Annotated in this window: 12 protein-coding genes; 10 read left to right on the plus strand and 2 right to left on the minus strand. The window is 54.9% G+C overall.

The genetic code is table 11. From position 1 onward, the window contains the following. The first annotated feature begins 1 nt into the window (after window position 1). From FRD01_RS09340 to FRD01_RS09355, 4 genes are read left to right on the plus strand one after another with little or no spacing between them, the layout of a single operon-like run. Entirely contained in the window at window positions 2-982 is a 981-nt protein-coding gene (locus tag FRD01_RS09340; protein ID WP_146959124.1) for a TadE/TadG family type IV pilus assembly protein, read from the plus strand. After that, a complete protein-coding gene (locus tag FRD01_RS09345) occupies window positions 979-2,331 on the plus strand; it encodes a pilus assembly protein TadG-related protein (protein WP_146959125.1) in 1,353 nt (450 codons plus the stop codon). The genes FRD01_RS09340 and FRD01_RS09345 overlap by 4 nt, the downstream gene beginning before the upstream one ends. After that, window positions 2,328-3,086, plus strand: coding sequence for a TadE/TadG family type IV pilus assembly protein (locus FRD01_RS09350; RefSeq protein ID WP_146959126.1), 759 nt, complete (start codon window positions 2,328-2,330; stop codon window positions 3,084-3,086). The genes FRD01_RS09345 and FRD01_RS09350 overlap by 4 nt, the downstream gene beginning before the upstream one ends. After that, entirely contained in the window at window positions 3,080-4,399 is a 1,320-nt protein-coding gene (locus tag FRD01_RS09355) for a hypothetical protein (protein WP_146959127.1), read from the plus strand. The genes FRD01_RS09350 and FRD01_RS09355 overlap by 7 nt, the downstream gene beginning before the upstream one ends. Before the next feature lie 6 nt (window positions 4,400-4,405). On the opposite strand, the gene FRD01_RS09360 is transcribed toward FRD01_RS09355, so the two are convergent. Both FRD01_RS09360 and FRD01_RS09365 read right to left on the minus strand, forming a co-directional pair. Next, a complete protein-coding gene (locus tag FRD01_RS09360; RefSeq protein ID WP_146959128.1) occupies window positions 4,406-5,704 on the minus strand; it encodes a hypothetical protein in 1,299 nt (432 codons plus the stop codon). A gap of 74 nt (window positions 5,705-5,778) precedes the next feature. Then, window positions 5,779-6,585, minus strand: coding sequence for a hypothetical protein (locus FRD01_RS09365; protein WP_146959129.1), 807 nt, complete (start codon window positions 6,583-6,585; stop codon window positions 5,779-5,781). Between the two features lie 184 nt (window positions 6,586-6,769). On the opposite strand from FRD01_RS09365, the gene sctR reads away from it, so the two are divergent. From sctR to FRD01_RS09395, 6 genes are all read left to right on the plus strand, one after another. Further along, window positions 6,770-7,951 carry a type III secretion system export apparatus subunit SctR gene (gene sctR, locus FRD01_RS09370; protein ID WP_146959130.1) on the plus strand — a complete coding sequence of 394 codons (1,182 nt, stop codon included), beginning with the start codon at window positions 6,770-6,772 and terminating at the stop codon, window positions 7,949-7,951. After that, the gene (gene fliQ, locus FRD01_RS09375; protein WP_146959131.1) at window positions 7,951-8,214 is read left to right on the plus strand and encodes a flagellar biosynthesis protein FliQ; all 264 of its coding nucleotides are present in this window, start codon (window positions 7,951-7,953) and stop codon (window positions 8,212-8,214) included. Before sctR ends, fliQ begins: the two co-directional genes overlap by 1 nt. A 4-nt stretch (window positions 8,215-8,218) precedes the next feature. Continuing rightward, on the plus strand, window positions 8,219-9,022 hold the full coding sequence (locus FRD01_RS09380) for a flagellar biosynthetic protein FliR (RefSeq protein ID WP_146959132.1): 804 nt from the start codon (window positions 8,219-8,221) through the stop codon (window positions 9,020-9,022). Continuing rightward, complete coding sequence (locus FRD01_RS09385; RefSeq protein ID WP_146959133.1) at window positions 9,019-10,080, plus strand: EscU/YscU/HrcU family type III secretion system export apparatus switch protein; 1,062 nt, start codon at window positions 9,019-9,021, stop codon at window positions 10,078-10,080. The genes FRD01_RS09380 and FRD01_RS09385 overlap by 4 nt, the downstream gene beginning before the upstream one ends. Beyond that, complete coding sequence (locus tag FRD01_RS09390) at window positions 10,061-10,429, plus strand: tetratricopeptide repeat protein (protein ID WP_146959134.1); 369 nt, start codon at window positions 10,061-10,063, stop codon at window positions 10,427-10,429. Before FRD01_RS09385 ends, FRD01_RS09390 begins: the two co-directional genes overlap by 20 nt. A gap of 114 nt (window positions 10,430-10,543) precedes the next feature. Then, a complete protein-coding gene (locus FRD01_RS09395) occupies window positions 10,544-11,533 on the plus strand; it encodes a polyprenyl synthetase family protein (RefSeq protein WP_146959135.1) in 990 nt (329 codons plus the stop codon). The last annotated feature ends 857 nt before the right edge of the window (window positions 11,534-12,390 follow it).

The raw sequence follows: 12,390 nt of genomic DNA on the forward strand, positions 1-12,390 counted from the left end.
TATGCAAACCACGACTGGAAAACTCACTCGATGGCTAGGTTGGGGCGTTGCTCATAGCCTTGGAATCGCAACCATTGCGGTACTTTTTAGCTTCTTCGCCTTTGACCTGACCCGGTTCCAACTGGCCTGGAAGTCGCTTGGAAATGGATTCCAAATTGATTGGGCGTCACTTGCGCTCCACGTTGGCCTTAGCGCCTGTGCGTGGTTCCTTCTGATCATTGCTATCATGTGGGGCGTTGAGCGGCGGCGCGAATCGAAACGCAAAGTTGTCAAACTGACGCGTGGCTCGATCATGATCGAGTTCTTGATCATCTTAACCCCATTTCTATTGCTCACGAGCGGCTTGGCCCAGCTGACGATGCTCAATATCACCGGTATGCTCGCAGACCTTGCAGCATTTGAGGCGGCTCGTGTGGCGTGGGTATGGGCCCCAGAATTGGACGCAGACCGGAACGTGACGCCCTACTTGGTCAAAGACCGCGCACGCGCTACAGCCTCCATGGTCTTGGCCCCAACGGCACCCAATGATTATTATGTGGGTCGAACAACGCCTCCGGGTAGTTCCAACTACTACCGGCGCCAACGCGCGATTTTGACCGGGGCATTCCAAGCTGATGGGACCCAAGGCCCCTCGGTGTACGAATGGAGTGGAGGTCAAACAGCCTTGACTGGAGGAGGCGCTTTCGACCTCGACGTTGAAGAGGCAAGCTCCGAGAACCTCTACTTCCACCGCTCCTTTGACGAATCGTCGTTTGCGCACCGCGCAGCAAGGAAAATGACTTTTGCTGAATGGGGACTCTGGGATGATTTCGAAGTGATTCAGGGCGACCGGACAGGGGTTCGATTTACGTATCGATACAATCTGATTTTCCCATGGTTCGGCTATATCTGGGGCCAGAAGAACGAGGTCGGTATGCGCGAGGGATATTATTCTCCCATCCCTCGTGAGCACACGTTCGCAAGCCAGAGGAGTATGGAATGAAAGAGCTCATCTCCCGCACGCTTGAGCGTTTCCATAAGTCGCAATCTGGTGCCGTGGCGCTTCTTTGCCTCGCTTCCTTGCTCATTCTCTTTATGTGCGCGCTCATCATGTACGACGCGAGCCTCGTGATTCGAGGTAAAACAGACGCCCATATGGCGGCTGACACAGCGGCCTATTCGCAGGCCTCCGTCGAGGCCCGTTCCATGAACATGATCGCCTTTGCTAACGTGGGTAAACGCACCATCGTCGGCATCCACAACATGTACTATTTCCAGTACCCGATGTACCTGATTTGGTGGCTCGGTCAGTGCTCCAAATGTTGCTGTGGTTGGTATTGTGGGTGTTGGACCGAGTGCTTCAACTGTTTCGGAAACCTCATAGACGGCTCTCCCATTATGGAGGCCATCGACTGGGCTAGTTTCCTCGGCAATGACGACCTCGAGCAAAATCTAGAAGATCTCGATACCTTCCAAGACGACTTGAGAGAGTATGCGGCGTACTGGGGTGTGGGCGAGGCCATGGTGCGTGGCGTCAGAAATGGCGCGAACATGATCACGAACTTCCCTGCCCCCGACAATAGCGAGTATGGCCCGCTACCGTTGGAGCGAGGCAACCCGTCAGAATCATGCCTGACCCCGACACCACTGGCGGATAACCCTGTCACGCTCGTGACCTTGATCGAGTGGTATGCAAACTTCCAAGATTTGAAGGACCGAAGTACCAGCAGCCCGAACATCGCGAGCGAAGGCCCTGCCGAGCGCGTTAATATAGCGTACTCGTTCCTCGCTTGCCCGCTAATGACGCCGGATGAGGGGGCTCCGTTCTTTAACGCGGCGGACTCCAATAGCAGCGAGCACATGCTTCAGCGCTCCAACTACGTCTGGTCGTACAAGCACACGCCAGATAACGACGGGATATTGCGCAATAACTACATGTTCATGTCCAAGGAATACACGCCACCTTCAAACGTCACGATGCCCAAAACGGGCATTTGGTCTATCGCTCGAAGCGAGTTCTACTTCCCGCCGAGCAACAAGCCGGACACCATCCTCTTTGACGGTGCGCACGATATGTGGATGTTCCACCCCGGTTGGTACGGAAAGATCAGGCCGACCACGCTGCCACGCGAAGAACCTCCGGTGGATCACGACGAGATGTTCGACGAATCGCTTGAGCTCGGACGAGACATGGCTCAGGGCCAGTTCTTCATCTTCGCAGTCGATAACTTCGATTTCATGGGCTTCCAAAACGATATTCGATACATGCAGCGAAACGTCACCCCTGCAATGAAGGGCATGGTCGACAACGGTGGTGAGGATCGCCACATCACAGACGGGATGTCACGATGATTCAAAAGATTAGATATTGGATTCGAAACGAAGATGGCGTGGCCATGACCGAGTTTGTGATCACGCTCCCAGTCTTCATCTTGATCTTCACCGGGATCGTGAACCTGCACAAACTCGAGTGGAACAATAACCGCGTGAAATACCTGGCAGCCACCGAGATGTGGGACAATGCCATGGCGATTCACGACACCAACCTGATCGGCATGCTGCCGTTTGAGCATTCGTTCCCGATGTATTCCGCTGCAATGGAACTCAGCGAAATTGGCTCTCATCAAAGTCCACAAGGTGACATTCAAGCTATGCAAATCGCATTTGGACTCTTCGATGGCTCCAAAGGCGAAGCCGAAGCAGCAGGCGGATTTGCTGATGGCGGTTCTACCGCTTACGAATACGGCTCCGATTTCTCAGAAGACATGACCAAAGACACCGGGATTAACCCACTCAGCTTCTCGGGCAAGACGGCAATGATGGCGTTCAATGTGGCCGTACCGTTCACGTACATGGGCACCAGACACGCCTCGGCACTCGGTACCCGATACGGAATCGTAACCGGTGAAAACTCAAGAACCGTGAGCATTCCGGGACACACAGGCAATTTCAACTACGGATACGATGTCCTCGTATCCCCAACCTCAGTACCTGGCGGATTCCTCAACGAACTCATCGTCGTGGGTCACTCAAGGCTGGCCGCTGAGGATTCACCCTGTCTCAGCTCGGTGCTGAAGATCAGCAATGACGGAGATTACGATTGTTAGAGCAACTTCCAAAAGTATTCGCCAAATTCGCGCTCAGTGGGGCTGTGCTTGGGGGCATCTTTTGGGGCGTCATGACGCTCTATCCCTCGACTCGCGGTGTAGAAGTTAAGCCATCTGATGCCGATATCTTGACCTTCGGTTTTGCCGGTCCCTCGGACATGCAAAAGTTCAGTGAGGCGCTGAACCGAATGGGACACGAGACCCCCCGTGTCTACAACATGAACGAAAACACGGTTTTCTTCTCGACCGCCGTTCATCCGTACAAAAAGCCCGACGAAGTTCTGCGTGAATATCAAGAGGAGTTTGTGCGCCAGGGCGTCAACAAGAAAGCCTATCGGCACGCTCCAGGAAAACTCCTCACCATGGGTCAAGAGGGAGCAGACGAAGAGTTTAGGGCCATGCAAGAGGGTTCGCTCAACGGCGAAGTCATCCCTTATCAAATCTCCTCAAACCATTTCGCCATGGGTGGCACCCAAATGGATCTCGGAGACGAGGACCCTGACTCTGAAGATTTCAAACGCAAGGTCGACCTACTCGAGAAGAACGTCCACATGATTTCTGGCGCCTATCGCGCATGTGGGGGCAAGCCCCTTTACGAGCCACAACCCGCGGCAAAGAAGACGTTCGTTGAGACAGCGAATGAGGACGTCAATAAGGCGGCAGCCAAAGAGTGCGCTAGCGAAGGCGGCTTTTGTGAAGAGACGCGTAGCCGACACGCAGAGCTCTCGGCGGAGCTCGGTGTGCTTCAGCGCGCAATCCAAGCGCAGCCACATCTCAAGCAATGTGAGATCATGAAAAAAGTCGGCGAAGGCATGATGGGGAACGCCACCGACGAGTTCGCGCGCCGCGTCAAGAGCTTCAAAGCGCTCGAGGCGTTCTACGATGCCGAGCGCAATATGACGCACGTCAGCGCAACGTGGACGGATGTAGATTTCGACGCGACCAAGACCACCCCAAATCAGGCGAACCCTCTCAAAGAAACCAACGTCTCATCGCGCCTCCCGCTCTGCGAAGGATGCGAGCGCACTTGGGATTTTGGAGGCAGTGGTAAGGAAAGCAACTACTCGGTTGGCCAGGTAACAAGCCCTCAATCCGTACGTCAGACCTCGGATTATTATATTCGTGAACTGACCCGCAAGGGCTGGCAGGTTTCGGAGGCACAATCCGCCATCAACGAGATTTATCGGCTTTCCGGCAAGCAGGACGACGGCAATCGCTGGCTACGTGTCGTCAGAGGGCGCGAGCATATGACGGTTCATATTCGCCCCGGCGAAGGTGGAAGCAGTCGAGTGACGGCGACCACAGCGAACTGATTTCAATCAGTTCTCGGGCGGCCCATACACTGGGATCCGCTCACCGCTCCATTGTAAATAGAGAGGGATGATATCCGTGGCATCACTGGTGAGGTCGAGGATATGAACCACTGCGCCCGGCTGTGCGGATTGTAGGTCGAGCACCACAAGTCCGGTGGTAATTTGGCCAAGGAGCTCAGCCGTGCGGCTAAATCGCGCGAGCTCAAGCTCCTCGCCGGTCAAGATATTGAACTGAACGAGCACACTCGCGTCGTCTTCTTCAAAGACCTGATAGAAACTTGCGCCATTGCCAACCACAGCGCCCTTGGGCTGAGGAAACTCCACGCGCTCACCACCTGGTCCGAGGTAAATCACGGAGTCCTGCTGGAAATAGGCGCGAACCATGGAACCCGGAATGAGTCGTGCCAGAGCGGGTGAAAATGGCGCCTCAAACTCGATTTCCTCGTCGGAGTTCAAGGGTAAGAAACTCATCTTGGGGTCAGTCGGGAGCGGACGCCGCACCAAGATCAAGGCGCTATCCGCAAAGAAGTTCGCCTCGATGGGCACCTCGGACTGCAAGGTCTTGATGCGTGTCGAACGCTCAAGATCGTATACCACGATGCGGCTGTCTTCGGTGGGCACCGCCACGAGCGTGCCGGTTTCTGAGACCTGCGCGTCTTGCCAGAGCATCGCACCTTCGCCTTCTTCAGCGGGAATCTCTACTTTGGTGAGCGTGAGTGCTTCACCTGGCCTATCGACTGGAGCCGACGCAAAATAGAATCCGTCTTCTCGCCACTCGTAGATTTGAACCCGCGTATTGGAGGCTGTCACGTAGACGTTCTCACCGAGGTCGGCCGAAAACACACTCGCTCCCGCCGGTCTGACGAGTGCGACGCGACCGAGTTCTTCGTTCTGATAGAGCCAGCCCGTTCCGTCTGGCGTCCGTGTCACAAACGCGAACTCGGAGTCGGGATGAGTTTTCAACGCGAATCTGGGGCGAATAGGGAACTCCAGTGCACGGATATCCGAGTCTTCTGGGTCCATGACCAGCATAAGAGGCGTTGTGGGCCCGTCCGGCTTTCCCTGACCTGAGACGCGCGCTGTGGCGCCATGTACCGTAATGGTGTGGCGGTCCTGATATTCCCACTCTTCTTCTTCGCAAACCTCTTCGGGACACGGGAGCACTTCTGGGCGCTCGGCCTCAACCACCACCAGGTCTGCGGCGGGAACCACGTACGCAGCTGTAACCTCGTAGCGAGGCATTGGCGTGGAAGAGCAGGCGCCCAAGACGAGCCCCAACAAACTAACTAACAAGAACGGTTTCATCACACCCTCTCAGCTCAAAATACGCGAGCCAAGATCCCCCAGAGTGTCCGCCAGAGCAACTTTAATCGCTGTGTTTACCGAACGCCCGCATCGGATTCTGGAATCGGGTCATGAAGATCAGGTCCCGTAATACAGTACGAGTGCACCATCGTGACGAGGTCATCTCGACGGGAGAGTTCGTAGTCAAATCGGCCTGTGGCATCCGACTCTAGCTCGGTTTCCAATGTCTGGAGCTCGAACGAAGCTCGTAAGTTCTCGGGTAGCTCATCACACTCTAAAGGCTGGTGCTGAAACGCCCACGTACCATCGTCAGTTCGTTGAGCCATCGGGAAGACAATTCCACTTGCGCCGGATTGGTCTTCAGCACTGAATACCAGAAGTTCTTGGCCCACCTGAACACCAGACGTCTCCGTCCATGCGAGGGTGCTTGAGAGTTCAATCGCCGGCTCAAGCTCTGGCTTCCACTGACCCTCCACCTTCTGCAACGGCAAGCTTCTCCAAAGCAGGTTCTTTGGGGTGAGGTAGAGATCCAAGGTGTCCCCACTTCCCTTAATATTCTGTGAAACATCCAAGCTAACTTTGATGGTCCACGTATATAGCAATGGTCGACATTCGCCTTCAGCGGGATCGTGTCGGCCGTCAAGTGTACGCAGCTCGTCAACAAATTGGATATCTCGCACCTCGCCGACCGCAATGCGATCCGCGAGAGCCATCAAATCTCCGCCAGTTATCTGAGTAACCTCGATGCAACTGCTGGATGCATTCGTACCAGGCAATGAAATCTCTTGCTCGGTGACGTTGCTTGGTTCGCCACCTGATTCTGGCGGCTGGCACCCAAGCACTCCAAACAGAACAATCGCTAGACATACGTTAGTCTTCAATCAAAACTCCCACAGATAAAACCCTGCTCCATGTCTAAGGGTGAAGATTATTGGGGTTGAAGTCAAACACTTAGTCAAACATCGGTTGAACAATCGAAAAACACACGCTATGTTCAGGTCACATTCGAGATCCGTTCTTTCCCTGTAGTCGTAAAGTGGGGGGAACCCGGTAAAAAGGAGACTCATGCGAGATTTGCGCTGGGTAATAGTTTTAATCGCTATCTATTCTTCCGAGGTCATGGCCGCTACACCCGTGGTGGAGACGCCGAGCTACGGATGGGTGCTCTTCCGCATGGTGCTCATGCTCGGAGCGGTCTGCATACTCGCCTGGGTGAGCCTAAAATGGGGGCTTAAACGTTGGGTGACACCAGACGCCAAAGCGGGACCTATGCAGGTGCTCGCGCGATTGCCGTTAGAGCCAAGGCGAACCATCAACCTTATCAAAGTAGGTCAACGCGTGCTGGTGGTGGGAAGCAGCGAGCACGGCATGCACGCGCTCGGCGATTTGAGTCTCGATGAGGTTGAACTCGAAGAATTGGACGCGAAATCAGAAGACGCAGAAGAGGCCGAGCCTAAGGATGAGGACTCTGAGTCAAGTCCGTTCAAGAATATTCTCGACCAGGTCAAGCGTGCAGGGCTCATCCTTCTGACTGCGCTTCCGGTGACTTTGATCTCCGATACGGCGTTCGCTCAGGTTCCCGGGACATCACAGAGCCCGCTGACGCTCGTAGCGCTCCTGGCCATCCTGGCTCTTCTTCCCTTCCTCTTGGTCATGGTCACGAGCTTTGTGAAGATCGCGGTGGTCTTGAGTATTTTGAGGACGGCTATCGGCGTCCAACAGGCTCCGCCCAACCAGGTCATCACAGGTTTGGCCATGATTCTGAGCCTCTACGTGATGGCGCCGGTGGCCATTGAGGCGTGGGAGGCGAGCAAGCCGTCCATAGACCAGATGGAAGCGGGTGAATTTGATGCGTCAGTGGCGAATTACCAGTCGCTGGGCGAGGAAGCCGCAGCGCCGCTGAAGACCTTCTTGCTCAAACACACCGATGACGAAGAGCGCGTGCAACTCTACGAAATCTCGCTGCAATTGCGTACCGAAGAGCAGCGAAAATCCATCACTCCAGAAGACCTTCTGATAGTGATACCGGCCTTCGTCATGACCGAGCTCAAAGAAGCCTTCATGATAGGTTTTGTGCTCTTTATCCCGTTCATTCTGGTGGACCTTGTGGTGGCCAATATCCTGCTTAGTCTCGGCATGCACATGCTCAGTCCCACCACGGTCAGCCTCCCATTCAAACTCTTGCTCTTCGTGCTCGTGGACGGATGGACACTGGTGATTCGGGGACTTTTGCTGGGGTATGTCTGATGCAAGATCTACTGCTTCAATTGGCACGTGAGGGCATTTATCTCTCGCTGATCGTCTCGGCGCCACCGGTGCTCGCGAGTATGGGGATCGGTCTCGTAATCAGCGTGATTCAGGCCACGACGCAGATTCAGGAACAGACACTGACGTTTGTTCCTAAACTCGTTGGGGTTTTTGCGAGTCTCGTGATTACGGGCCCGTGGATCGGCTCGCAGCTCGTTCGCTTTACGCGGGTGCTCTTCGAGACCATTGCGGTGATGGGGTAGACTGGTGCAAGGGCTGATCAACACAGGCTACGTTTTTCAGGAGGGATTTCTGCTCGTCATGATCATCTCGGCGAGAATTGTGCCTGTAGTCCAGCTCGTGCCGTATCTGGGTGGCAAAGCCACGCCACAAGTCGTCAAGATGGGCATCTCGCTTTGCCTGGCCCTGCTCTTGATGCCGCTCGTCTGGCAAACAAAAGACGCACTTCCGAACTCCCCACCGGCGCTCGCCGTCATCATCGCCAAAGAGGTCTTGGTAGGCATGACCATCGGGTTTGTGGGCGCGCTGGTCTTTGAGGCGTTGCGTATCGCAGGCCAGATCATGGACACCACGCGCGGCCAAAATATGGCCACCGCTATGGTCCCCCAACTCCCAGAGCGCGTGAGCCTCTCCGCGGATGTCTTGCTTCAGCTTGGGATCGCAATCTTCCTGATCATCGGCGGCCACCGCGTCCTGATTTCGGCGCTCTTGATAAGCTACAAAGCTGTCCCTGTGCACGTGTTGCCGGATGCGGCCACCACCACCCAGGCGGCCGCACTGATCGCGGAGCTCTTTGGGGCGTCGTTCACCGTTGCGCTCCTGATGGCATTCCCCGTGGTCGCGTCGGTATTGCTGGCTGAACTGGTTCTCGCGCTCATCAACAAGTCAGCACCCAACGTCAACGTCTTCTTTCTCGGCATGCCGCTAAAAGCCATGATCGGCCTCTTCGCCCTCATGGTTTCGCTAGAATCCATCATCAACCTGATGATTTCCGAGTCCTTGTTTGAACTCCGCGCACTCAGCGCCCTTCTGGAGAGTCTCGCGCCATGAGTGACGATAAGACAGAAGAGCCAAGTGCACAGAAACTTCGTAAAGCCCGTGAAGAAGGCAATGTCCCCAAATCCCAAGAATTCACGGGTATGCTCGTCATGGTCACGGCGCTGGTTGCCACTCTTGCGTGGTGGCCGTCTGCGGCCGGGCGAATTCTAGGGTTCTTTAGGGAAGCCTCAGAATTTGCAGCGCGCACGCCGGACCACAATGACCTGCTCAACTTTCTAAAAGACTCCGTAGAAGTCATGGCCTTTGCCATCACGCCCATTTTGGCGGCGAGCTTCGCGATCGCCCTCTTTGTGAACTACGTGCAAGTTGGCCCTGTATTCGCCAAGAAGCCGCTGATTCCAGATATGACCAGGCTCAATCCGGCGGGCGGTCTCAAGAATATGTTCACCAAGCAGAAGCTGATCGAACTTGGTAAGAACCTGCTCAAACTAGCCATGATGGGTTGGGTTGGGACTTGGCTCTATACAAAGTATGTTGGCCAACTCGCGCTTTCACCACGACTTGAGCTCATCCAGGCCATCGCTACGTTCTATGAGATCGCCTACCAACATGCGAAGTACTTGGTGGGCGGGCTTGTGATCTTTGCGATCATCGATCTCCTCCTGGTTCGTCGTAAGTATCGGCAAGATATGATGATGTCCAAGCAAGAGGTCAAAGACGAGTACAAGCAGAGCGAAGGCGATCAGAACGTCAAAGGTCAGCGCAAACGCTTACACCAAGAGATGCTGCGTGAAGCCGGCACTAGTCGCGTCAAGAAGGCAGATGCGGTGGTGGTCAACCCCACGCATATCGCGGTGGCGATTCTCTATGACGAAGACACCATGCGCGCCCCCGAGGTGATCGCGAGTGGGCGCGGGGGAAAAGCGGATGAGATACGCCGCCTTGCCAAACGGCATGGCGTACCGATCGTTCGCAACGTCAACCTTGCGCGCGCATTGATCAACGTGGACGTGGAGGACGAGATCCCGGGCGATCTCTATGAGGCCGTGGCCGAAGTTCTTATGTTTGTTTACGATTTGAGGAAGAAAGATGCCGCTGAAAAAAGATGAACTCTACAGTGTGTCCATGCTTGGCCGAGAACTTTTGGAGCTCGGGCGCCTAGACGAGGCAAGGGCGATTTTTGAAGGCCTCAGCGCCACCAACCCTTCGGAACCTTTTGCGTGGATGGGCCTTGGGTGTGTGGCGCGGGCAAAGGGCCAGCTTGACGCGAGCGTTGATCTTTTTGCGCATAGCGTGAAGCTTGGCGCGGGTTCGCAGGCCCAGCTCTACCTGGCGGAGGTCCTCCTGAGTCTTCGGAAGATTCCGGAAGCCAAGGCACAGATCCAAGCTCTGCTCAACGATGCGGACCCCGATATCCGGGGCCGCGCGACGATCCTGCAGCGAAGATTAAACGGATAAGGTCGAAACTTTCACATTTTTTTGAAAATTTTGTAGGGAGTGCCTAGTCTTTGGAATTCGAAACGGGTAAGAGTGTTCTTTCCATGTGGAGACGCCCGTTACGAGGCAAAAGATATGGCAACGAACCCACTCTCGGAAACCCTGATCTCTCAAGTCGAAGCGGCGAGGGATCTATCGAACGCATTGAACGACGTGGAAAACCTCTTAGAGGCGACGTCGAGCGCTGCTGGCCCAGCGTCAGCGATCATCAAGCACGTCCTAAATGCCGGTGGAAAACGGATTAGGCCTCGCCTTGCTCTGCTGATTTCTGGAAGCCTTGGCGGCCCGTTTCCGGTGGGATTTGCGGCGGCATCGGAGCTTATCCATACGGCTAGCCTGCTTCACGACGATGTGATCGACGAGGGTACGGTGCGCCGTGGCCAGCCTACGGCCCGCCTTCAGTGGTCCAACACCGAGAGCGTGCTGGCCGGCGATCATTGCCTCGCTGGCGCCGTTGAACTTATTCGCCAGGAGGATACCGCCGAAACGCTCTCCGAATCTCTCAAGGCGGTTCAAGACCTTGTGAATGGTGAGCTCCTGCAGCTACGTCTTCGCGGCCAGCTCATGACAAAGACTAGTGAGTACGAAGACATTTGTGACCTTAAGACCGCATGCCTCTTTGTATGGACCGCTCGCGCTGCCGCTCGCTACAGTGGCGCCGACCAAGCCACTATAGCGGCGATGGGTGAAATGGCTCGAAAGGTCGGGCTTGCATTCCAGATTCGTGACGACTTGTTGGACATCGCGGGAGACGAGAAGTTTGGCAAACGCCTGCTGGACGATTTGCGCCAGAGCCGAATGACGCTGCCAGTTTTGGTCGGCATCGAGAAAGACACCACCCTACTTCCGCTTCTTGAACGCGTCTTTGCCTCCGATGAGCCGCAGAGTGATGACCTCTTGGAAGTCAGACGCAAAGTCCTTGAGAGCGGCGCCATTGATGACGTCAGCGCCCGCATCAAGGCCCTTTCCGAAGAAGGCATTGCCCTTTTGAGTCATCTCCCTGAGAGCCCCTACCGAGACTTGATCGAAGAACAGATTGAATTGCTCGGTCAACGCGTCGTTTAACGCGATCCGCCCCTGGGTAATTGCACCCACTCAGTGCCTGGGGAAACGGACTCTGGAGAAATCTGACACCGAATGAAGTGATGATACTGCGTGGTCGTGTTGTAGTTATCCTCTCCTCGCACACAGGTTTCTTCCCAATAGTGCCCCATCGAAGGAACCTCTAGACGAAGTAAGATCTCATCAAAATTGTGAATATCCTCGTCCCAAGGAAGCCTTGATTCCTTGGTGAGATCGGTTAATCGCAGGGAAAGAAAAGAACCGGTATCTGCGATTAAACTCCCGTGAACCCAAGGATGGACATATGGAGACGGCTGTGAATATGACCTTTCCCATTTGAAGTTGAAACGTCGAGGTCGGGGGTCCGGAGAGTTTGGAAACGAGACTATCAACCAGCGAGTTTCTGTCTTCGAAGGAATCATCCAATGTGGAAAAAAGGGCATCTCATGTCGCGGTCCGGGTATTGTAGGCCAGTAGATCGAAATAGTGACACCTCCGATGGGCTGAGCCTGAACATCGCCCGTTGTAGCCCGCCTGTGTTCTATATCCCAAACTTCACGGTAACGCTCTCCATTGGGGTCGGCATTAGAATCTGAAGCCGGTTGTTCTGCGGATCTCTCTTCAACGGGTTCTTCCACCATCCAACCATCTGTGGGCTCCACTACTGGGCTTGTACACGCCGCAATCGAGGAAGCAACCAAGAACAAAATTGAAGTAATCTTCCTCATTTTTTTTCTAAACTCCCAACCGGAGGACTTCCGCTCGGAGCTCCGGCTTTGCATTCATTTGGTGTATCTCGCGCAGTTGGCACTGAAGTACAGTAGGCTTGAGCGCCTTTGATCACAGAATTGGAATCACGG

It is taken from the genome of Microvenator marinus, assembly GCF_007993755.1.
Classification (GTDB): Bacteria; Myxococcota_A; Bradymonadia; order Bradymonadales; family Bradymonadaceae; genus Allomicrovenator; species Allomicrovenator marinus.